The organism is Kitasatospora sp. NPDC088779, from assembly GCF_040685395.1.
Taxonomy (GTDB): Bacteria; Actinomycetota; Actinomycetes; order Streptomycetales; family Streptomycetaceae; genus Kitasatospora.
On sequence record NZ_JBFBHW010000002.1, the window covers coordinates 220,980 to 242,507 of the forward strand.

The following is a 21,528-nucleotide window of genomic DNA, read 5'->3' on the forward strand; positions in this document are numbered from 1 at the left end:
GCGCGGGTACGAGCCCGAACAGGGCCCGAACGCGGGCACGGGCCCGAACGCGGACCGGTCAGGAGGCGGCGAGCGCCTTGCCGATGTCGCCGATGACCACGTCGGCCGCGAGCGGCCCGCCGCGGGTGGACCAGACCGAACCGTCCACGGTGACGGCGTGCTTGTTCTTCACCGCGCCCAGCTCCTGGTAGGCGGGCTTGGACTGGACGTCCTTGAGCGCGGTCTTGCCGTCGTCGGTGAGGGTGGACAGGAACAGCCAGTCGCCGTCGATCTCGGCGAGCTTCTCCAGGCTGAGCGCCGGGCTGTGCGCGTTGCCGTCCTTGTCCTGCGCGGCCGGGCGGGTGAGGCCCATGTCGAGGGCGACGCCGCTGGCGAACTGCTTCTTCTCCATCCAGCTCGGCCCGGTCGGGTTCCAGCGGACGATGGAGACGGCCGCGCCCTTGTTCTTGCCGAGGTCGCCACCGGCCTTGGCCGCCTTGGCCTCGTAGTCGGCGATCACCTTGTTGGTCTGGTCGAGCTTGTTGACGGCGTTTCCGATGCCGCGGAAGGCGAGCTTCCAGTCGTCGGTGGGCGCCATGGTGACGAGGGTGGCGGGGGTGATCTCGCGCAGCTGCTTGAGCATCTGCTCGTCCTGCATGTCGCCGGCCAGGATGAGGTCGGGCTTGGCGGCGATGACCTTGTCCATCACGGGCTGCAGCAGGTTGCCGACCACCGGGACGCCCTGGACCTTGTCCTTGAGGTAGGCGGGCGGCTCGTTGAGCCCCTGGCCGTTGGTGATGCCGACGGGCTTGACGCCGAGGGCGAGCACCGCGTCGAGGTCCTCCTGGGTGAGGGTGACGATCCGCTGGGGCGCGGCGGGGATCTCGACGGCCTTGCCGGTCGCGTCCTTGACGGTGCGCTTGCCGCCGGCCGCGTCCGCCGCCGGGCTGCCGGCGGCGGAGGAGCCGCCCGCGGAGCCCGAGGATCCGGAGGAGGACCCGGAGGAGCCGCACCCGGCGAGCAGGAGGGCGGCCGCCCCGGTGACGGCCAGCGCCCGGGCCGCGCGGCGGCGGACGGGGTGGAGCGGGCTCTGGGCGAACGGCATGGGTGCCTCCGGGCAGCGGTGGTACGGGGGTTGGGCGGCGTCCGGGCGACCCGGCACGGTGACGGTGCCCACAGGACGATGCGCTCATTAGGTTAGCCTTACCTTATGACATTGTCGCAAGTGGGCGCCCCCGGGGAGTCCCGCACCGAGCCGGACGCCCCGCCGCCGCCGACGCCACCGCGCGGGGACGGCCGCCGCGCCGCCTGGCCGATCGCCCTCGGCGCGGTCGCGGTCCTGCTCGCCCTCGCCGCGCTCTCGCTGTCCGTCGGCGCCGGGGAGGTCGGCCCCGGGCGGGTGCTGGACTACCTGCTGGACCGCCACGGGGCCCGCGCGGACGGCCGGCTCGCCCTCGTCGTCGGCGACCTGCGCCTGCCCCGCACGGCCACCGCCCTGCTGGTCGGCGCCGCGCTCGGGGTCGCCGGGGCGCAGTTGCAGTCCGTCACCCGCAACCCGCTCGCCGAGACCGGACTGCTCGGCGTCAACGCCGGCGCCTCGCTGGGGGTCGTGCTCGGCATCGCCGTGCTCGGCATCCAGACCTCGTACGGGTACCTGGCCTTCGCCTTCGGCGGCGCCGTGCTCGCCAGCACGCTGGTGCTGCTCATCGCGGGTGCCCGGGGCGGGTCCCCGATGCGACTGGTGCTCGGCGGCTCGGCGGTCGGCGCCACCTTCGGCGGGCTCACCGGCGTGCTGATCGTCAACTCGCCCGAGGCGTACGACCGGTACCGGGTGTGGGTGCTGGGCTCGCTGGCCGGGGTGGAGGGCTGGACGACGCTGCGCCAGCTCGCCCCGGTGCTCGGCGTGGGCTTCCTGCTCGCCCTGCTCGCCACCCGGCCGCTCACCGCGCTCGCGCTCGGCGACGACCTCGCCCGCGGTCTCGGCCACCGGCCCGGCGCCACCCGGGCCGCGGTCGCCTTCGCCGTCACCCTGCTGACCGCCTCGGCCGTCGCGCTGGCCGGCCCGATCTCCTTCCTCGGTCTGCTCGCCGGGTTCCTGGCGCGGGCCGTCGCCGGCCCCAGGGTCGGGCAACTCACCGTGCTCGCCGGCCTGTTCGGTGCCGCCGTGCTCACCGGGGCCGATGTGCTGGCCCGGCTGGTGGCCCGCCCGTTCGAGGCGCCGGTGTCGGTGATCGTCTCCCTGGTCGGCGCCCCCACGCTGATCGCGATCGTCCGCTCCCGCCGGACCGCCGCGCTCGGCATGGCCGACCCGGCCGAGCCCGCCCCCGTCCGGCGGTCCGAGCCGCCCGCGCCGAAACCCGACCTGGTGCTGCGGCGCGGCGCCTGGTCGCTGCTGCTCCCCCGCCGGGCGCTGCTCGCCTCGCTCGCCCTGGCCGCGGCGCTGCTCGCCGTCGTCGTCGTGTCCGCCCACGCCGGGCAGAGCGAACTCGGCCTCGGCCGCACCCTCCAGGCCGTGTTCGGCTACGGCGACCGGCTGGACGTGCTGCTGGTGCAGAAGTTCCGGCTCGGCCGGATCGTCGCCGGGCTCGCCGCCGGCGCCGCCCTCGGCCTGGCCGGCTGCCTCACCCAGACCCTCGCCCGCAACCGCCTCGCCACCCCCGAACTGCTCGGCGTCAACGACGGTGCCACCGCCGCCGTCCTGATCTCCGCCACCGTCTCCGGCACCTTCGGCGCCTGGTGGGCCGGCCCGCTCGGCGCGCTGGCCGCCGTCCTGGTCGTCACCCTGGTCTCCGGCGGGCTCGGCGCGCAGGGCTACCGGGTGCTGGTCGTCGGCCTCGCGATGTCCGCGCTCGCCTCGGCCGTCATCCAGGTCGCGCTCGCCCGCCGCTCGCTCAACTCGGCCGGCTCGCTGTACGTCTGGACCTCCGGCAGTCTCAACGGGCGGGACTACGCCGTCGCCACCCCGGTCCTGATCGGGCTGGCCGTACTCGTGCCGCTCGCGCTGGCGGTGGCCCGGCGGCTTGCGGTGCTGCGCTTCGACGACAGCGTGGCCGCCTCGCTGGGCGTCGACCCGGGCCGGGTCCGGCTCGGCTGCCTGCTGCTGGCCGTCGCGCTGGCCGGGCTGGCCGTCGGCGTGTGCGGGCCGGTCGGCTTCGTCGCGCTGGCCGCGCCCGTGATCGCCGGGCGGCTGGCCGGGCCGGCGCGCGTGCCGGTCCTCGGCTCGGCACTGACCGGCGCCGTCCTCGTCGTGCTCGCCGACACCGTGGGGCGGGTGCTGATCGACGGGGTGGAGATCCCGGTCGGCATCGTCACCACCGTCCTCGGTGGCCCCTTCCTGCTCTGGGTGCTGCTCGGCCGCAAGGGCACCCCCGCTTAACCTTCCCGAGGAGTACCGCAGATGGAAACCCTTCCCCTCGTCGAGCCCGATCCGGCCGACCCCGCCTACCGCCTGGTCACCTTCGTGCACGAGGACGCGTCGTGCGACGGCGTGCTCGCCCTCCTGCACACCGTCACCGACAAGGACCGGCACGCCGGCGACCTCGCCCCGCACCTGATGACCCGCCGCGACGACGGCCGCTGGTCGATCACCTACCGGCTGCGCGCCGACCACCGGGCGTCCTACCAGCTGTACCCGTTCCGGGGGGACGCCCCCGGCACCGCCCGGGCGGACTGGCTGCGCGTCCTCGACCACGCCCGCCCCGACCCGCACGACGCCGCCCCCCGGCTGCCCGCCCGCGACGGGCGCCACCCGTCGTCCGTGCTCAGCCTGCCCGACGCCCCCGCCCAGCCGTACGTCCGGCGGCGCGACGGCGTGCCGCGCGGGCGGACGGTGGCCCACGAGGTGGCCGGGCGGCGGGTGGACGTCCACCTCCCCGCCGGGGGCGGGCCTTCCGCCGGTGGCGGGCCGTTCGCGGTGGCCGTGCTGCTGGACGGCGAGATGTGGGGCGAGGTGCTGTCGGTCGGCGACACCCTCGACAACCTGGCGGCGGACGGCGCCATCCCGCCCACCGTCGCCCTGCTCGTCCACACCATGGGCCCCTGCCGACCCGACGACCTCAGCTGCAACCCGGCCTTCGTCGACCTCCTCGCCGACCGCCTCCTCCCCTGGGCGGCGGCGGAGTTCGGCACCACCACCGACCCGGCCGCCACCGTGATCGCCGGCCAGAGCGCGGGCGGCCTCACCGCCGCCTTCGCCGCGTTCCGGCGCCCCGACCGCTTCGGCGGCGCGCTCTGTCAGTCCGGTTCCTTCTGGTGGCCGGACGAGACCGAGTTCGACGAGGGCAGTGAGTGGCTGACCCGCCAATTCGCCCGCGAGCAAAGGCGGGAGGCCCGGTTCTACGTCGAGGTCGGCCTCCAGGAGTGGATGCTGCTCCCGCAGAACCGTCACCTGCGCGACGTCCTCACCGCCCGCGGCTACGACCTCGCGTACCGCGAGTTCAACGGCGGCCACGACTACGCCTGTTGGCGCGGCGGGCTGGCGGACGGGCTGGCGCACCTGCTGGGGCGTGCCTGAGAACTCCCGGTGGACCATCCGGACCGACGGCGGCCGAGGCGTCCCGCCACCCGGGCGTGCTAGCGTCCCGGTGGCGGCGCGCCGGTGACCGCCCCGGACGAGATGTGCGCCGTACCCGGCCCGCCAAGACGACGCACCGAGGGAGACGTCATGGCCGCCGGTGCCCCGATCGCCCGTCCGCTCGACGTGCGGTGGATCCACGGGTCCCCGTCCGCGAAGCACAACACGGACCCGGACATCCAGGTCCACGCGTACGACGAGCACACCGTCATCCTGCGGCAGAACAAGGCGGTCGACTACGAGGCGCCGTTCCTGTTCCTGCTGTTCGGGGGCGAGCGGGCGGTCCTGATCGACACCGGGGCCACCGCCTCCGCCGCGTACTTCCCCCTGCGCACCGTGGTCGACGGACTCATCGACCAGTGGCTCGCCGACCACCCCCGCGACGGCTACGGACTGCTCGTCCTGCACACCCACCCGCACGGCGACCACGTCGCGGGCGACGGGCAGTTCGCCGACCGGCCCGCGACGACCCTGGTCGGCGCCGACCCGGCCACGGCCTGGCCGTACTTCGGCTTCGACCAGGACCCGGACGCCGTCGCGCGGGTGGACCTGGGCGGCGGCCGGGTGCTCGAATGCCTGGCCACCCCGGGCCACCACCCGGCGGCCGTCACCTACTACGACCCGTGGACGGGCCTGCTGCTCACCGGCGACACCGTCTACCCGGGCCGCCTCTACATCGACGACTGGCCTGCCTTCACCCGCACCGTCGACCGGCTGATCGACTTCGCCGAACGCCGCCCGGTGACGCACCTGCTCGGCTGCCACATCGAGATGACCCGCACCCCCGGCGTCGACTACCCCATCCGCACGACCCACCAACCCGACGAGCCGCCCCTGCAGCTGACCGTCGGACACCTCCGGGCCATCCGCACCGCACTCGCCGACCTCGGCGACCGACCGCGCCGGCACGCCCTGCCCGACCTGATCCTCTGGCCGAGCGCCTGAGCCCGGAAGGCCGCGTCCAACGAACTGACGCCGCACCCCGCGATCGCGGGGTGCGGCGTGGCTGTTCAGTCGGCGAGGGGTGGTGCCGGCGCCTCCCGGGGGAGGCGGGTGGTGAGGAGGGTGCCGGCGGCGACCAGGGCGGCGGTGAGCAGAAGGGCGAGGCGGTAGGGGCCGAGTGAGCCGCCGTCGGTGTCCAGGGCGCCGATGAGGGCGGCGGTGGCGGCGATGCCGAGGGCGCCGCCGAGGGTGCGGACGATGGTGAACAGGCCCATGGCGCGGCCCATCGCGGGCCCGGGGACGTCGGCGAAGCCGGCGATCTGGACGGTGAGCACGGCGGTGCCCAGGACGAGCCCGACCGCGAACATCAACGCCCGTACGGCCCAGGGGTTCTCGGCGAAGCCGAGGGCGGCCAGGACGAGGGCGGCGAGCAGCAGCGCGGGCAGCGCGAGGCGGCGGGGACCGAACCGGGGCAGCAGGCGGTCGACCACCTGGGAGGCGGCCATCAGGCCGATCGCCTCGGGGAAGACGCTCAGCCCGGCGTCGAGGGCCGAGGCCCCGAGGGCGGCCTGGTAGAGCAGCGGGAGGACGAACAGGGCGCCCATCAGGCCGGCCGAGGTGAGCAGGGCCAGCCAGGTGGCGGTGCCGAAGGTGCGGTCGGCGAGCTGCCGAAGATCCACCAGTGGTTCGGCGGAGCGGAGTTGGTGGCGCACGGCGATGACGAGCAGGAGGAGACCGGCCACGCCGCTGAGCGCCACTCCCGGCGAGGACCAGCCGTGCGCCGGGCCGAAGCCGAGCGCGTAGGTGAGCAGTCCGAGGCCGGGGGTGGCGAGCAGGAAGCCGGTGGTGTCGAAGCGGCCGGCCGGGGGCTCGTCCGCCGCGCGCAGGCCGATGAGCCCGGTCACGACGGCCGCGACCCCGACCGGCACGTTGACCAGGAACAGCCAGTGCCAGGAGAGGTGTTCGGTCAGGAGGCCGCCGAGCGGCGGGCCGAGGGCGGGCATCAGGGCGGTCGGGACGATCAGGATCCGGCCCAGGCCGGCCCGCTCGTGCGGGGCGAAGGCCCGGAACAGCAGGGTCATCCCGACCGGGGTGAGCAGCCCGCCGGCCACGCCCTGGACGGCCCGCGCGGCGGCGAGCGAGCCGAGGCCGGGGGCGGCGGCGCACAGGGCGGAGGCGAGGGTGAACGCGGCCAGGGAGCCGAGGAAGACCCGTTTCACGCCGAACCGGTCGCCGAGCCAGCCCGCCACCGGCAGGCCGACGGCGAGGCCGACCAGGAAGGCCGTCTCGACGGCGTTGGCGGCCGAGACGGGCCGCCCGAAGTCCTCGGCGATGGTGAACAGCGCGGGGTTGACGATGGTCGAGTCCAGGCCGTTCATGCACATCGCGGCGGTGTAGACCACGACCACCGCGGCGCGCCCCGCGAGCAGGGGGCGCGCCGGGGCGGCCTCGACGGCCGGAGGGGTCACAGGTCGGTCCAGTGGGCGGTGATCCACTGCACGGCGTCGGCGCGCTCGCACGGGCCGTGGGAGACGTTCCAGCCGGCCGGGACGGCGGCGAAGGCCGGCCAGAGCGAGTGCTGGCCCTGGTCGTTGACGAGGGCGAGGAACTCGCCGTCGCCGTCGAAGGGGTTGGCGGGGGCGTCACTCATCGGAGGACTTCTCCAGGTGGTCGGTGATCACGCGGGCGATGTGCGCGATCGGGGCGGGCAGGGTCATGTCCTTGTGCGAGCAGGCGACGTCGGTGTTGTCGATGCGGCCGGACACGTACGGGGTCCAGAGTTCGGGCACCAGGGTCTCGTCGATGGTGTCGACGGTGGCGCGGAAGAACAGCACGTCGCCGTCGAAGGGGCGGTGGTCGTGGCCCCGGACGAGGTGGTTGGTGTTGAGGTAGATCCGGTTGAGGGCGGCCACGGTGGCGTCGTCGAGTCCGGCGAGCGGGCTGCCCTCGCGGCGCAGCAGCTCGGTGACGGCGGCGAGTTCGAGCGGCCGCCCGGCGAGGTCCTCGGGGCCGTAGCCGCCCATGGTGAGCAGCGCCTCCAGCGCCTCGGCCTGGTCGGGGACGGGCAGGTCGCGGAAGCCCTCGGCGGGGTAGGCGTCCAGGATCGCGAGCAACTCGACGGCGTGGCCGAGGTCCTGGAGCCGGACGGCGACGGCGTGCGCGATGATCCCGCCGGTGGACCAGCCGAGCAGCCGGTACGGGCCCTCGGGCTGGACCTCGCGCAGCCGGTCGACGTAGTGCGCGGCCAGCTCGTCCAGGGTCTGCGGCAGGGGCCGGGCCGCCGTGGCCGCGCCGACGCCCTGGGCCTGGAGGCCGTAGATCGGCAGGTCGGCGGGCAGGTGGCGGATCAGGCCGGTGTAGCACCAGCTGAGGCCGCCGGCGGGGTGGACGGCGAACAGCGGGGTACGGCGTCCGGGCGCGGCGGGCCGCAGCGGGAGCAGGACGTCCAGCGCGTCGGCGCTCTGCGAGCCGGCCGCCAGGGCCGTGTCGAGGGCGGCGACGGTGGGCGACTGGAACAGGGTGCCGATGCCGACGTCCAGGCCGAGCAGTTCGCGGATCCGCCCGGCGAGGCGGACGACCAGCAGCGAGTGGCCGCCAAGGGCGAAGAAGTCGTCGTCGACGCCGACCGCCGCGACGCCCAGCACCTCGGCGAAGAGTTCGCACAGCTGCTGTTCGCGCGGGGTGCGCGGCGGGCGTCCGGCGCCGGTGGCGGGCGCGTCGGGGGCCGGCAGGGCGCGGCGGTCGAGCTTGCCGTTGGCGGTGAGCGGCAGCCGGTCGAGCAGGACGACGGCGGAGGGCACCATGTGGGCGGGCAGTCCGGCGGCGGCGTGGGCGCGCAGGTCCTCGGGGGTGGGGGCGGCGACGGCGCTCGGGTCCTCGGGGCTCGCCGTGGTGACCGCGTAGCCGACCAGTCGCTTGTCGCCCGGGGCGTCCTCGCGGACGACCACGGCGGCGTCGGCGACGCCCGGGTGGGCGGCCAGCACGGCCTCGATCTCGCCGAGTTCGATCCGGAAGCCGCGCAGCTTCACCTGCTGGTCGGCGCGGCCGAAGTACTCCAGGACGCCGTCGGCGCGGCGGCGGGCGAGGTCGCCGGAGCGGTACATCCGGGTGCCGCGTTCGCCGAACAGTTCGGCGTACGGGTCGGCGACGAAGCGTCCGGCGGTGAGGTCGGGGCGGCCGAGGTAGCCGCGGGCCAGGCCGGCCCCGGCGACGTACATCTCGCCGGTGACGCCGGGCGGGACGGGCTGGAGGTGCTGGTCCAGGACGTAGACCCGCAGGTCGGGGATGTTGACGCCGATGGTGCTGCTGCTTCCGGCGGCGGCGGTGGCCCGGTCGAGGGCGATGTAGGAGACGTGCACGGTGGTCTCGGTGATGCCGTACATGTTGACCAGGGTGGGCGCGTCCTCCGGGTGGCGGGCGTACCAGTCGTCGAGCCGGGCCAGTTCGAGCGCCTCGCCGCCGAACACCACGTAGCGCAGGGCGAGTTCGGATCCGGGGCGGTCCCGGTCGGCGGCGCTGAGCTGGTAGAAGGCGGACGGGGTCTGGTTGAGCACGGTGACGCGTTCGCGGGCGAGCAGGTCGAGGAAGGCCGCCGGGTCGCGACTGACCAGGTGCGGGACGACGACCAGGCGGCCTCCGTGCAGCAGGGCCCCCCACAGCTCCCAGACGGAGAAGTCGAAGGCGTAGGAGTGGAAGAGGGTCCAGACGTCGTCGGCGCCGAAGCCGAACCAGCGGTCGGTGGAGCTGAACAGCCGGACCACGTTGTGGTGGGTGACGGGGACGCCCTTGGGGCGGCCGGTGGAGCCGGAGGTGTAGATGACGTAGGCGGTGTCCTCGGCGCGCAGCGGGCGGGTGCGCTCGTGCTGGGCCAGCGGGGCGGCCGGGTGGGTGGCCGACTCCGGTCCGTCGACGAGCAGTTGGGGCACCTGGTGGGCGGGCAGCCGGGGCGCGGTGGCGCGGTCGGTGAGCAGGGCGGCGGGGGCGGCGTCGGCCAGCATGTAGGCGAGGCGGTCGGCCGGGTAGTCGGGGTCGAGCGGCAGGTAGGCGGCGCCGGACTTGGCCACCGCGAGGAGGGCGACGACGAGTTCGAGCGAGCGCGGCAGGGCGAGGGCGACGATGGTGCCGGGGCCGATGCCGTTGGCGGCCAGCAGCCGGGCCAAGCGGTCGGCGCGGGTGGCGAGTTCGGTGTAGTCGAGCTGCTCGTCACCGCAACTGACGGCGACGGCCCGCGGGTTGGCGGCTGCGGCGGCCTCGAACAGCCCGGCCAGGGTGGCGTCCGGGGCCGACGTGTGCGGAGCCGAGGTGTGCAGCGCCGAGGTGTGCAGCGCCGACGTGTACGGGGTGCCGTTCCACTCGACGAGGGCGCGCAGCCGCTCCTCCTCGCCGATCAGCGGGAGCCGGCCGATCGCGGTGTCGGGGGCGGTGGCGGCGGCGGCGAGCAGCCGGGCGAGGCGGGTGGCGAGCCCTTCGACGGTGGCGGCGTCGAAGAGGTCGGTGCGGTACTCCAGGAAGCCGCCGATGCCGCCGTCGGGGAGCTCGCCCGCGTTGAGGGTGAGGTCGAACTTGGCGGTGCCGCTGGGGACGGCGGCGATCCGGGCGGTGAGGCCGCCGCCCAGCGGGTGGAGCTCGTCGGGGCGGCTCTGCCAGGCAAGCATCACCTGGAACAGCGGGTGGCGGGCGAGGGAGCGCGGCGGGTTGAGCTCCTCGACCAGGCGGTCGAAGGGCAGGTCGGCGTGCTCGTGGGCGGCGAGGACGGTGCCTCTGACCTTGCCGAGCAGCTCGCGGAAGGTCGGGTCGCCCGAGGTGTCGGTGCGCAGGACCACGGAGTTGACGAAGTAGCCGACCAGGTCGGCGGTTTCGGGGTCGTCGCGGCCGGCGACCGGGGTGCCGACGGGAATGTCGGTGCCGCAGCCGTGCCGGGTGAGCAGGGCGGCGAGTCCGGCCTGGACGGCCATGAAGACGGTGCCGCCGGCCGCCCGGGCGAGCGCGGCGAGGGCGGCGTGGGCCTCGGCGTCGAGGGTGAAGGGCACGGTGGCGCCGTGGTGGCCGGCGACGACGGGGCGCGGTCGGTCGGTGGGCAGTTCCAGCTGGTCGGGCAGGCCGGCCAGGGCGGTGCGCCAGTACTCCGACTGCCGCGCGGCGAGCGGGCTGGGCGCCTCGGCGGTGCCGAGCAGCTGCCGCTGCCAGGCCGCGTGGTCGGCGAACTGCACGGCGGGCAACGGGAGTTCCGGTGCGCGGCCGGCCAACCGGGCGGTGTAGGCGGCGGACAGGTCGCGGACCAGCGGGGTGGTGGAGGCGCCGTCGCTCGCGATGTGGTGGAGCAGCAGGAGCAGGGTGTGTTCGGCCGGGCCGTGGGTGAACAGGGTGGTGCGCAGCGGCGGCCGGCCGGTGAGGTCGAAGGCGTGCCGCACGGCTTCGGCGAGCTCGGTGCCGTCGTGCAGTTCGACGGGCTCGGCGGGCAGCACCCGCTGGTACGGCGTGCCGTCCGGCTCCTCGCCGTAGACCGTGCGCAGCACCTCGTGCCGGGCGGCGAGGTCGCCGAGGGCGAGGGTGAGGGCGGTCCGGTCGAGCGGGCCGGTGAGGGTGAGGGCGAGCGGGATGTTGTAGGTGGGGCTGGGGCCCTGGAGCCGGTGCAGGAACCACAGGCCGCGCTGGGCGGGCGACAGCGGCATCCGGTCGGTGCGCGGCACGGGCACCAGCGCGGGGCGGGCCTCGGGCTCGCCGCCGGGGTGCGCGTCGAGCAGGGCGGCGAGCGCGGCCGGGGTCGGGTGGCGGAAGACGTCGGCGAACCCGACGGCGGCGGCGAAGGTCTCGCGCAGCCGGGCCGCGAGGCGGCCGGCCAGCAGCGAGTGGCCGCCGAGGTCGAAGAAGGAGGTGTCCCGCCCGGGTGCCTGCGGCAGGTCGAGGACGTCGGCGAACAGCCCGCAGACCAGTTCCTCCTGCGGCGTGGCCGGGGCCGTGCCGGGCTCGGCCGCGGCGGGCTCGGGCAGGGCGCGGTGGTCGAGCTTGTCGTGGGCGGTGCGCGGCAGTTCGTCGAGGACCAGGACGGCGGCCGGGACCATGTGTCCGGGCAGCCGGGCGGCGAGGGCGGCCCGCAGCGCGGCCGGGTCGAGGGCGACGCGGGGGGCGGGGGCGGGGGCGGGTTCGGCGGTGTCCTCCGGCATGGCCTCGGACTCGGAGACCGCCTCGGAAACCGCCTCGGAGGCTGCCTCGGGAGCCGCCTCGGAGAGCACCTCGGGCACGACGTAGCCGAGCAGCCGCTTGCCCTGCGGACCGGAGCGGGCGATCACCACGGCCTGCGCGACGCCCGGCAGTTGGGCGAGGACGGCGGCGATCTCGCCGGGCTCGATCCGGAAGCCGCGGATCTTCACCTGGTCGTCGGCGCGGCCGAGGAATTCCAGGGTGCCGTCCGGTCGGCGGCGGGCGAGGTCGCCGGTGCGGTACATCCGGTCGCCGGGCGGGCCGAACGGGTCGGCGAGGAAGCGTTCGGCGGTGAGGTCGGGGCGGCCGAGGTAGCCGCGGGCCAGGCACGCCCCGGCGACGTACAGTTCGCCGGCGACGCCGTCGGGCGCGGGGCGCAGCGAGCCGTCGAGGACGTAGGCGCGGGAGCCGCGCACCACCCGGCCGACCGGGGCGCCGTCCGGGCCGGGCGTCCAGGCGTAGGCGTCGACCGTGGTCTCGGTCGGGCCGTAGAGGTCGATCGGGTGCAGGCCGGGTGCGGCGGTGAGGCGCTGCCAGAGGGCGGGCGGGGTGGCCTCGCCGCCGACCGCGATGACCGCCGGGCGGTGCCACTCCTCGTCCAGGATGCCTTCGGAGAGCAGGACTTCGAGGTAGGAGGGGGTGACGTCGAGGTAGTCGACGCGTTCCCGGTGCAGGTGGCCGGCCAGGGCGGCCGGGTCGCGGTAGGTGGCGTCGTCGAGCAGGTGCAGCTCGTGGCCGTGGACCATCCACAGCACCGGGTCCCAGGAGGCGTCGAAGGCGAACGAGGCGCTGTGCGCGACACGCAGGCGCTCGCGGCCGGTGCGGCGCACGGCCGGGGCGATGTGGTCCTCGCCGTGGCCCGCGTACAGGTTGGCCAGCGAGGCGTGGGTGACGACGACGCCCTTGGGGCGGCCGGTGGAACCGGAGGTGTGCAGCACGTAGGCGGCGTGGTGGGGCCGGGGGGCCGGGGGTGCGGTGGCGGGCTCGGCGTCCGCGTCCCCGGGCAGCACGGCGGGCAGGCCGGCCGGCAGGTCCAGTTGGGCGAGGGCCTCGGCGGTGCCGACCGCGCAGACCGGGCGGGCGTCGTCCAGGACGGCGGCCAGGCGCTGCCGGGGGTGCGCGAGGTCGAGGGAGACGCAGGCGCCGCCGGCCTTGAGCACGCCGAGCATCGCGACCAGGGTGTCCACGCCGCGCGGCAGGGCGAGCGCGACCGGCGCACCGGCGCGCACGCCGAGGGCGTTCAGGCGGTGGCCGAGGCGGTTGGCGGCGGCGTCCAACTCGGCGAAGGTGAGGGCGACTTTGCCGCTGCGGACGGCGACGGCGGCCGGGGTGCGGGCGGCCTGTGCGGCGAACAGCTCGGGCAGCGTCCGGCCGAGCGGCGGCTCCGTGCGGCCGGCGGTGGCGCGGCGCAGGCCGTCCGGGTCGAGCAGGTCGATCCGGGCGATGGGCGTCTGCGGGGCGGTGAGCAGCAGGTCGGCGAGGGCGTCGAGGTAGCGCAGCAGCCCGTCGCGGTGGGCGGCGAGTGAGGCGGTGTCGTGGCGGGCGGGGTCGGCGTCCAGGACGAGGCGCAGCGCGCCGCCGGGGGCGGGCGAGACGCCGACGGCGAGGTCGTCGACGGGCCCGGCGGCGAGGTTGCGGACGACGCCGGGCAGGCCGGCCAGGTCGAGATCGCCCTCGAAGGCCTTGATGTTGACCATCGGGCCGAACAGGGCGCGCCGCTCGCCGGTCAGCCCGAGGTCGCGGCGCAGGTCCTCCAGGGGGTAGCGCTGGTGGCGGCGGACGGCGCGCAGTTCGCGGACCACCCGGCGCAGCAGCGCCTCGGCGCTGTCGGCGGGACGGACGGCCAGGCGCAGCGGGAGGACGTTGGCGGCGGCGACGGGGGTGCGCAGGGCGGCCGGTCCGCGGCGGTTGGCGAGCGGCAGGCCGAGCACGACGTCCTCGGTGCCGGCCAGGCGGTGCAGGTAGCCGGCGGTGGCGGCGAGGAGCAGTTCGGCCCAGGTGGCGCGGGCGGTGGCGGCGGCGCGCTCCAGCCGGTCGCGGGTGCCGGCGGGCAGCTCGGCGGTGAGGCGCAGGGGGGCCTGGGCCGGGGTTGCGGACAGTGCGGGCGCCGGGCTGCCCGGCAGGGTCGCCGGGGTGTCGGCTCCGGCCAGGCGGTCGGCCCAGTAGGCGCGGTCGGCCGGGTACTCCTCGCCGTCCCGGTAGGCGGCCTCCTCGGCGGCGACCTCGGCGAGGGTGGCGAACGGGCGTGCGGCGGGCTCGGTGCCGGTGGCGTGCGCGGTGTACAGCTCGGCGAGGCGCTCGCCGAGGAGGTTCAACGCGTAGGCGTCGACGGCGAGATGGTGGATCCGCCGGTACCACTGGTACCGGTCTTCGGCGAGGCGGATCAGCGCGTGGGTGAACAGCGGGCCCTCGGCGAGGTCGGCCGGGCGGGCGAGGTCGGCGCGCATCCAGGCCTCGGCCTCGGCGGCCGGGTCGTGCGCGGCGCGCAGGTCGAGGTGGTGCAGCGGCCAGCGGCGGCCGGGGCGCGGCTGCTGGCGGGGCGTGCCGTCCGGGCCGGTGACGACGACGGCGCTCAGTGCCTCGGCCTCGTCGACCGCCTGCCGCAGCGCGTCCTCGAACCGGGCCTCGTCGAGCGGGCCGGTGATCTCGACGGCGTCGCCGGTGTTGTAGACCGGGCTGTCGGGGTCGAGTGACTGCGCGTACCAGATGGCGGCCTGGGCGGCGAGCAGCGGGACATCGACGGCCTGGGTTTCGACGGCAGGCATGGTTCGGGGTGCTCCTCGGGGTCCGGCGAACGAAACGCCTAGTTAGGTTAGCCTAATCTAACTTCATATGATCTGGTCAACGGCCCCCCAGCGCGGGGGCCCTGACATCACGGAGGCGCCGCCCATGCCCCTGACCGCGACCAAACAGGCCGTCCGCGAACGCGTCCACGCGCACCGCGCGGAACTGCTCGCGCTCAGCCACCGCATCCACGCCCACCCCGAGACCGCGTTCGAGGAGCACCGCGCGGCCGCCTGGTGCGCCGAACTCCTGCGCGCCCACGGCTACGCCGTCACCGCGCCCGCGCACGGACTGGACACCGCGTTCACCGCGAGCCTCGGCAGCGGGCCGGTCACCGTCGCACTCGTCTGCGAGTACGACGCGCTGCCCGGCCTCGGGCACGCCTGCGGGCACAACCTGATCGCCGCCGCCGGCCTCGGCGCGGCACTCGGCCTCGCCCCGTACGCCGACCAACTCGGGCTCACCGTACGGGTGATCGGCGCGCCGGCCGAAGAACGCGGAGCCGGAAAGGCACTCCTGCTGGAGGCGGGCGCCTTCGACGGCGTGGACGCGGCGATGATGGTGCACCCCTGCCCGGTCGAGGTCGCCGACTTCCGCTCCTTCGCGCTCGGCACCCTCTCCGTCCGCTACACCGGCCGCGCCGCCCACCCGAGCCTCAACCCGCACCAGGGCCGCAACGCCGCCGACGCCCTCACCGTCGCCCAGGTCGCCCTCGGGCTGCTGCGCCAGCACCTGCCGCCGCAGTGGCGGGTGCACGGCATCACCACCGCCGCCGGCACCGCGCCCAACCTGATCCCCGACAGCGCGAGCGCGGAGTACGAGATCCGCGCCTCGGCGGCCGAGGACCTCGCGCAGTTGCGGGCCCGGGTCGAGGACTGCTTCCGGGCCGGGGCGCTCGCCACCGGTTGCGAGGTGACGCTCGACCGGCCCGAACCGGACTACCTGGACATGCGCTCCGACCCCGCCCTGCTCGCCCTCTGGCGGGCCAACGCGGCGGCGCTCGGCCGGCCGGAGCCGGTCGAGAGCGGGCCGTTCGCGTGCACCGACATGGGGAACGTCTCCCACGCCGTGCCCGCCATCCACCCGGTGCTGGACATCACCGGTGGTGCCTGCGCCCCGCACGAGGCCGCGTTCGCCGAGGCCGCGGTGGGGGCGGAGGCCGACCGGGCGGTGCTCGACGGCGCGGTCGCCATGGCCTGGACGGCGGCCGACCTGGCGGCACACGCCTGACAGCCGACGCATGCCGACCGACGGCCGCCGATCGACGACTGACGACTGACGACTGACAGATGACAACTTTCAGATAACAGATTTCATCATCTGTTATCTGAAAGTTGTTCACCGAACGTTGTCATCTGTTCGCCGCCCTCGCCCCGCCCCCGTCAGTCGCCCAGCAGCGCCGCCGACGACGCCCGCACCGCTGTGACGCCCAGCTCCCTCACCAGCTCCCCGACCTCGCCCGACCGCTGCGGGTCGGCCAGCACCACGGCGGCGCCGGTCCGCAGCGGCCAGAGGAACTCCCAGAGCGGCAGGCCCAGTTGCAGCACCCGGTCACCCGGGCCGAGCGGGTGGGCCGCCTGGAGCTCGCGCACCCGGCGGTCGGCCTCGGCGTGGGTGAGCCCGACGGCGTCCGGTCGCCCGCCCGGGCCGTACCCGACGCAGAGCAGGTGCTGCGGCGTGAGCGCCCGGGGCGGGTCGGTGGCCAGCTCGCCGTCCACGTCCAGCCCGGCCAGCGCCTCCGGCACCCCCTCCCCCAGCACGCAGACCGGCGCGGTCTCCGCGAGCAGCCGCTCCCGGCGCCCGGGTGCGTCCGCCGGGTCCAGCGGCAGGTACGCCGCGCCGGACTTGGCCACCGCGAGCAGCGCGGTCAGCAGCTGCGCCGGGTGGCGGGCCGGCGCCAGGCCGACCACCGCCCCCGGCCGGGCGCCGCGCGCGGCCAGGGCGCGCGCCAGCCGGTTGGCCGCGGCGTTCAGGTCCCGGTACGTGACGGCCGCGCCGCCCGCGAGCAGCACGGCGGGGGCGTCCGGGGTCCGGGCGGCCTGCGCCTCGACCGGCCCCACGACGGTGGTCGGCGGGTACTTCGCCGCCCGGTCCGTGCGCGGGGGCGCCTGCGGCCCGGCGGCCTCCAGCAGCACCGTCTCCATCAGGCCGCGCCGAGCAGTGCGGCCCAGGCCTCGACGGCCGGGCGCTCGGCCAGTTGCACGAACGCCACCTCGGCGCCCTCGGCCCGCCAGCGCTCGGCGAGCGCCATCAGCCGGACCGAGTCCAGGCCCCAGTCGGCCAGGTTCTCGTCCAGCGGGACGTCCGCCGGGTCCTCGCCGAGCAGGTCGGCGACCTCGGCCCGGATCCGCTCCACGGTGAAGGCCATGCCCGTCACTTCCCTTCCAGCATCGCCAGGACGGCGTCGGTGGTGGTGACCTGCCCGCAGCGGCCGGCCACCCAGGACAGCGCCGCGCGGTGCTCGTCCGGGCCGAAGTCGGCGACCGCGTCGGCCACCACGAAGGCCGGCAGGTCGCGCATCCAGGCGTCGCAGGCGGTGGCCTGTACCCCGATGTGCGCGTACACGCCGGTGATCACCAGCTGGTCCCGGCCCTGTTCGCGCAGCAGCCGGTCCAGATCGGTGCGCACGAAGGCGCTGTACTTCCACTTGGTGAGCAGCGTGTCGCCCGGTGCGGGGGCGACGGCGTCGGCGATCGCCGTCGCACGAGGGTCGTCCGGGATGCCCGGGCCCCAGAAGTCCTGCTGGAGGCCACGTTCGGCCGGGCTCTGCCCGCCGGGCTGGGCCGAGTAGAGCACCGGTATGCCGTGGGCACGCGCCGCCCCGGCCAACCGGCCGACGTTCCCGAGGAGTTCGGGCACCGGCGCGGCGGCGGCGTCGAAGGCGTCCAGGAAGTGGTTCTGCAGGTCGTGCACCAGCAGCACGGCGCGGTCCGGGTCGACCGTCCACTCGACCCGGTTGGCGGGCAGTTCGGTGGCGGCGGGCAGGGGATAGGAGGGAATGCGGGGCAGGCCCACGGTGGTCTTTCCTTCAGTGAGTAGGGAGTGCGGCCGCGATGGCGGCGCGCAGGTCCTTCTTGCTGACCTTGCCGATCCCGGTGGCGGGGAAGGCGTCGACGAACTCGACCCGGTCCGGCACCTTGTACTCGGCCAGTCCGCGCTGCCGTACGAAGCGCTTCAACTCGATGCTCTTCGGCGGCTGTTCGCGATGCTCGGTACGCAGGACGACGTAGGCGCAGGTGCGTTCGCCGAGGTAGGGGTCGGGCATCGACACCACCGCCGCGTCGTGCACGGCGGGGTGGGCGAGCAGGTGGTTCTCGATCTCCTCGGCGGCGACCTTCTCGCCGCCCCGGTTGATCTGGTCCTTGGCCCGGCCCTCGACCACCAGGTGGCCGGTCGGGGTGCGGCGGACGAGGTCGCCGGTGCGGTAGAAGCCCTCGGCCGTGAAGGAGTTGGCGTTGTGCTCGGGCGCGTTCCAGTAGCCGCGGATGGTGTACGGGCCGCGGGTGAGCAGGTGGCCGGTGGCGCCGTCGGGCAGGTCCTGGTCCTGGTCGTCGACCACCCGGACCTCGTCGTCGGGGGAGATCGGCCGGCCCTGGGTGGTGGTGATCAGCTCCTCCGGGTCGTCCAGGCGGGTGTAGTTGACCAGCCCCTCCGCCATCCCGAACACCTGCTGAAGCGTGCAGCCGAGCACCGGGCCCACCCTCCGGGCAGCCTCGGCGCTGAACTTGGCACCGCCGACCAGCAGCACCTCCAGGCTGTCCAGGTCCCCCGCGCCGGGGCCGCCCGCGTCGCGCTCGGCGGCGTCCAGCCAGAGCAGGGCCAGCGGCGGCACCAGCCCGGTGATGGTCACGCCCTCGCGCTCGATCAGCGGGAAGGCCGTCTCCGGGTTGGGCCGCGGGCACAGCACCACCCGGCCGCCCGCGTACAGCGTGCCGAGCGAACCGGGCGAGCTGAGCGGGAAGTTGTGGGCGGCGGGCAGCGCACACAGGTAGACGCTGTCCTCGTCGAGCGCGCACAGCTCGACCGAGCCGCGCAGCGAGTAGATGTAGTCGTCGTGGGTGCGCGGGATCAGCTTGGGCACGCCGGTGCTGCCGCCGGAGAGCTGGAGGAAGGCGACGCTCCCGGGCTCCGGCTCCTCGACCGGCCCGGGCCCGTCGCAGGGCACGTCCGCCAACCGGAGGTGCTCGCCCGGGTCGTCCCCGGCCACCAGGACCAGCCGCAGCGCCGGGCTCTCCGCCTTGACCCGGGAGGCCAGTTCGCGGTAGTCGAAGCCGTTGTCGACGGCCGCGACGACGTAGCCGGCCGCCCCGGTGAAGGAGCAGAAGTAGCCGATCTCGGTGGCGCGGTGGGCGGGCAGCGCGAAGACCGGCAGCGCGCCGATCCGGAACAGCGCGAAGACCACCTCGAAGAACTCGGCCACGTTGGGCAGTTGGACCACCACGCGGTCGCCGCGCCCGATCCCCCGGGCGAGCAGCCCGGCGGCCATCCGGTCGGCGCGGCGGTCGAGTTCGGCGTACGTCCAGCGCCGCCCCTCCCCCGCCGGGTCGACGATCGCGATCCGCTCGCCGTGCGCGGCGGCGCGCTCACGCAGCATTCGCCCGAAGGTCTCGCCGCGCCAGTACCCGGCGGCCCGGTAGCGCTCGGCGAACTCGGCGGGGTACGGGGTGAAGGCGGACTCCTGAACGGAGGTCCGGCCCACAACGGCGGACTGGTTCTGCGTCAGAAAGCTCTCCGTCGCCGTCACTGCGACACCCCCGCGGCGTCCAGGAAGGTGCGGAACTTGGCACTGGTCTCGGCGAGTTCGTCCTCGGGCCGGGACCGGTCGACGACGCCCGCACCCGCGTACACCCGCAGGGTCCGCTCGTCCGCCTCCGCGCAGCGGATGGTGACCACCCACTCGCCGTCGCCGTCCGCGTCACCCCAGCCGACCATGCCGGTGTACAGGCCCCGGTCGAAGGGCTCGACCTCGCCGATCACCCGCCGGGCGACGGCCGTCGGCGCGCCGCAGACCGCCGGGGTCGGGTGCAGGGCGGTGGCCAACTCCAGGGCGGAGACCGCCGGATCGGCCAGTTCGCCGGTGATGGTGGTGGCCAGGTGCCACATCGCGGCGGTGCGCACCAGGGTCGGCCGCGCCGGCACGTCCAGGGTGCGGCAGTACGGCGCCAGCGCGGCGCGGATCGCGTCCACCACGACGGCGTGCTCGTGCAGGTCCTTGGGCGATTCCAGCAGCGCGGCGGCGCGCCGGACGTCCTCGCCGAGGTCGGCGCTGCGCGGCACCGAACCGGCCAGCGGGTTGGCCAGGACGGCCGTTCCGCGCCGGGAGAGCAGGAGTTCGGGGCTGGCCCCGATCAGCGTCCGCCCGCCGCCGGCGGGGACGGCGAAGGTGTAGCCGCCCGGGTCACGGCGGCCGAGCCGCTGGAGGATCGCGGGCAGGTCCAGCGGGCGGTCGGCGCTCAGCTCCAGCGTGCGGGCCAGCACGACCTTGCTCAACTCGCCGCCGCGCAACCGCTCGACGGCCGCCGCGACGCCCGCGCCGTACGCGGCCGGCTCGGGGATCGGACGCACCTGCCAGTCGACCACCTCGGCCGGCGGCGCGGGCAGCGCGATCAGCGGGTCGTCGCGCAGCGCCCCGGCTCTGCGGACTCTCTCGGGGACGGCGAGTTCGACCCGGCTGTCGTGGTCGAACGCCACTGCGCCGACCACCAGCGGCCGTTCGACCCCGGCACGACGGGCCTCGGCCAGCGTCGCGGCGACCCGGACGGGCAGCGGGCGCCCGTCCTGCGGGACCCGGGCGTGCACCCCGGCGGTGAGCAGGGTGCGGGTCGGCGAGGCGAAGAACGCCTCGTCGGCCGCGGCCCGGTACTGGCCGAGCAGGCCGCTGGCCGCGCCGATGACGGCGTGGTCGGGGGCCGGGGCGGAAGGGTCGGCGGACCCGGCGGGGGCCGGGGCAGCGGGGACGGGAGCGGCGTGCTCGACGACACCCCCGGCGGGGGCGTGGTGCACCGTGGTCACCGTGAAGTCTCCAGTCTGGGACGGTCTGGACGGTCTGGACGTCGGGGTGGAAGGTCGGGGAAGGAAGTCAGGGCATGGCCGACGCCCGGGGGTTGCCCGGGGCGCGGAGGGGAGCGGAGGGAAGCTGCGAGGAAGGCGTGGGGACGGCGAGGGCGCTCAGGCGCGCAGGGTCGCGCCGCCGTCGACGTAGAGGTCGTGCATGGTGATGTGCCGGGCCCGGTCGGAGGCCAGGAAGACCACCGCCTCGGCGATGTCGGCGGGTGCGGCGATCCGCCCGAGCGGGATGCCGACCCGCCAGGCGCCCAAGTCGCCGTCGATGACCCGCCGTTCGGCGGCCTCGGCGTCCTCGCCCCAGAGCGCGCGCTGCATCCCGGTGTCGGTCGAGCCGGGCGAGACGATGTTGCACCGCACGCCGGAGCGGGCGAGTTCCAGCCCGAGGCAGCGGGTGAACATGGTGGCCGCCGCCTTGGACGCCGCGTACGCGGCCATGCCGGCGCGCGGCACCCCGGCGGCGTTGGAGCCGACAGTGACCACGGCGCCGCGACCGCGGTCGGCCATCCGGCGGCCGACCGCGCGGCCGGTGTGGAAGACGCCGGTGGTGTTGACCGCGAAGGTCTCCGCCCAGTCCTGGTCGGTGAGTTCGACGACGGGTGCGGTGCGCAGGATCCCGGCGACGTTCACCAGCGCGGCGATCGGCCCGAGTTGGCGCTCGATCAGGTCGACCGTGTCGTCCACCGCCCGGCCGTCGGCGACGTCCAGGACGTACGGGTGCACGGCGGGCGACTCCGCCGCGAGGGCGGCGAGCGGGCCGGGGTTGCGGTCCACCGCGGCGACGACGGCACCCTCGGCGACGAGCGCCCGGGCCACGGCCGCACCGATGCCCTGCCCGGCCCCGGTGACCATCGCGACGGCACCGGCGAATTCGGACTTTTGCACGGACATCCCCTCCGACCAGCAATATTAGGTAAGCCTAACCTAACACATATGTTCGGCTGCGCCGATGCCCTGTGCAGTCGTCAACTCACCGCCACCCTCTC

14 protein-coding genes and 1 riboswitch are annotated in these 21,528 nt (G+C 75.5%); of the genes, 4 read left to right on the top strand and 10 right to left on the bottom strand.

Annotated elements, in window-relative coordinates; translation table 11 throughout:
* Positions 1 to 58 precede the first annotated feature (58 nt).
* Positions 59 to 1,084: an iron-siderophore ABC transporter substrate-binding protein gene (locus AB0P03_RS02545; protein WP_363579571.1), complete on the bottom strand. Its 1,026-nt coding sequence runs from the start codon at positions 1,082 to 1,084 to the stop codon at positions 59 to 61.
* Positions 1,085 to 1,189: 105 nt separating this feature from the next.
* Here AB0P03_RS02545 and fhuB point away from each other — a divergent pair, with 105 nt between their 5' ends.
* The 3 genes from fhuB (at position 1,190) to AB0P03_RS02560 (ending at position 5,497) form a co-directional block, all read left to right on the top strand.
* Positions 1,190 to 3,355 carry a Fe(3+)-hydroxamate ABC transporter permease FhuB gene (fhuB, locus tag AB0P03_RS02550; RefSeq protein ID WP_363627597.1) on the top strand — a complete coding sequence of 722 codons (2,166 nt, stop codon included), beginning with the start codon at positions 1,190 to 1,192 and terminating at the stop codon, positions 3,353 to 3,355.
* A gap of 21 nt (positions 3,356 to 3,376) precedes the next feature.
* The gene (gene fes / locus AB0P03_RS02555) at positions 3,377 to 4,492 is read left to right on the top strand and encodes an enterochelin esterase (RefSeq protein WP_363579574.1); all 1,116 of its coding nucleotides are present in this window, start codon (positions 3,377 to 3,379) and stop codon (positions 4,490 to 4,492) included.
* A gap of 77 nt (positions 4,493 to 4,569) precedes the next feature.
* Positions 4,570 to 4,630, top strand: a riboswitch (guanidine-III (ykkC-III) riboswitch).
* Positions 4,631 to 4,642: 12 nt separating this feature from the next.
* On the top strand, positions 4,643 to 5,497 hold the full coding sequence (locus AB0P03_RS02560; protein WP_363579575.1) for an MBL fold metallo-hydrolase: 855 nt from the start codon (positions 4,643 to 4,645) through the stop codon (positions 5,495 to 5,497).
* 65 nt (positions 5,498 to 5,562) lie between these two features.
* Here the strand turns inward: AB0P03_RS02560 and AB0P03_RS02565 are convergent, their stop codons facing one another.
* From AB0P03_RS02565 to AB0P03_RS02575, 3 genes are read right to left on the bottom strand one after another with little or no spacing between them, the layout of a single operon-like run.
* On the bottom strand, positions 5,563 to 6,963 hold the full coding sequence (locus AB0P03_RS02565) for a DHA2 family efflux MFS transporter permease subunit (RefSeq protein ID WP_363579576.1): 1,401 nt from the start codon (positions 6,961 to 6,963) through the stop codon (positions 5,563 to 5,565).
* Positions 6,960 to 7,145 carry an MbtH family protein gene (locus AB0P03_RS02570; RefSeq protein WP_063349847.1) on the bottom strand — a complete coding sequence of 62 codons (186 nt, stop codon included), beginning with the start codon at positions 7,143 to 7,145 and terminating at the stop codon, positions 6,960 to 6,962. The genes AB0P03_RS02565 and AB0P03_RS02570 overlap by 4 nt, the downstream gene beginning before the upstream one ends.
* The gene (locus AB0P03_RS02575; protein WP_363627598.1) at positions 7,138 to 14,460 is read right to left on the bottom strand and encodes an amino acid adenylation domain-containing protein; all 7,323 of its coding nucleotides are present in this window, start codon (positions 14,458 to 14,460) and stop codon (positions 7,138 to 7,140) included. Before AB0P03_RS02575 ends, AB0P03_RS02570 begins: the two co-directional genes overlap by 8 nt.
* A gap of 124 nt (positions 14,461 to 14,584) precedes the next feature.
* On the opposite strand from AB0P03_RS02575, the gene AB0P03_RS02580 reads away from it, so the two are divergent.
* Positions 14,585 to 15,709, top strand: a complete 1,125-nt coding sequence (locus AB0P03_RS02580; RefSeq protein ID WP_363627599.1) for an amidohydrolase — start codon at positions 14,585 to 14,587, stop codon at positions 15,707 to 15,709.
* 152 nt (positions 15,710 to 15,861) lie between these two features.
* Here the strand turns inward: AB0P03_RS02580 and AB0P03_RS02585 are convergent, their stop codons facing one another.
* From AB0P03_RS02585 to AB0P03_RS02610, 6 genes are all read right to left on the bottom strand, one after another.
* The gene (locus AB0P03_RS02585) at positions 15,862 to 16,623 is read right to left on the bottom strand and encodes an AMP-binding protein (RefSeq protein ID WP_363627600.1); all 762 of its coding nucleotides are present in this window, start codon (positions 16,621 to 16,623) and stop codon (positions 15,862 to 15,864) included.
* Entirely contained in the window at positions 16,623 to 16,847 is a 225-nt protein-coding gene (locus tag AB0P03_RS02590) for a phosphopantetheine-binding protein (RefSeq protein WP_063349844.1), read from the bottom strand. The genes AB0P03_RS02585 and AB0P03_RS02590 overlap by 1 nt, the downstream gene beginning before the upstream one ends.
* Positions 16,848 to 16,852: 5 nt before the next feature.
* Positions 16,853 to 17,494 carry an isochorismatase family protein gene (locus AB0P03_RS02595; RefSeq protein WP_363579580.1) on the bottom strand — a complete coding sequence of 214 codons (642 nt, stop codon included), beginning with the start codon at positions 17,492 to 17,494 and terminating at the stop codon, positions 16,853 to 16,855.
* A gap of 13 nt (positions 17,495 to 17,507) precedes the next feature.
* Positions 17,508 to 19,178, bottom strand: a complete 1,671-nt coding sequence (locus AB0P03_RS02600) for a (2,3-dihydroxybenzoyl)adenylate synthase (protein WP_363627640.1) — start codon at positions 19,176 to 19,178, stop codon at positions 17,508 to 17,510.
* 41 nt (positions 19,179 to 19,219) lie between these two features.
* Complete coding sequence (gene dhbC, locus AB0P03_RS02605) at positions 19,220 to 20,371, bottom strand: isochorismate synthase DhbC (protein ID WP_363627641.1); 1,152 nt, start codon at positions 20,369 to 20,371, stop codon at positions 19,220 to 19,222.
* 276 nt (positions 20,372 to 20,647) lie between these two features.
* A complete protein-coding gene (locus AB0P03_RS02610; RefSeq protein ID WP_363627601.1) occupies positions 20,648 to 21,433 on the bottom strand; it encodes a 2,3-dihydro-2,3-dihydroxybenzoate dehydrogenase in 786 nt (261 codons plus the stop codon).
* Positions 21,434 to 21,528 lie beyond the last annotated feature (95 nt).